This window comes from Microvirga sp. HBU67558 (assembly GCF_018069605.1).
In the GTDB taxonomy this organism is placed as follows: Bacteria; Pseudomonadota; Alphaproteobacteria; order Rhizobiales; family Beijerinckiaceae; genus Microvirga; species Microvirga terrae.
On the sequence record NZ_JAGPUP010000202.1, the window covers coordinates 1 to 467 of the forward strand.

1 pseudogene is annotated in these 467 nt (G+C 70.4%); it reads right to left on the reverse strand.

What is annotated here, in order from left to right:
* Positions 1-438 (reverse strand): annotated as a pseudogene (locus tag KBI52_RS00840) (hypothetical protein); the annotation flags it as partial.
* Between the last annotated feature and the right edge of the window lie 29 nt (positions 439-467).

Genomic DNA, 467 nt, shown 5'->3' on the forward strand with positions numbered 1-467 from the left:
ATCGATGAACAGGGCCGCCGGTCCGCTCGCCCCGTTCAGATTGCCCTCCAGCACCGCCACGTCGAAGGTGAGGGTGCCGCCCTCGAGCTTGGGCGCCTTCAGGGTCACCACGGCATCGCTCACCTGCGAGCCGTCGCCGCCCAGGACCGACACGGTGGCGTTGGGCGGATCCTTGGCGAAGCTGTCCTTGCCCTCGTCCCACTGCATGATGAACTGCTGGGTCATGACGTGACCGGCCGCCCGCACCGGGCGATCGGCGAACACGATCGAACTCGGCGATACGCCCGTCAGGGTCAGCCGGTTGCCCTCGAGCTTGGCGCCGGCGGCGTTGAGCACGGCGAGCGACGGCACCGGGCCGGTGGGCGTGACCCGGCCGATGGCTTTCGTCGGCAGCGGCGGCTTGGCGCCCGCGTCCTGCGCGGGAGCGCTGATCGTCATCGTGCCAAGGGCGCCGGTGACCAGGATGA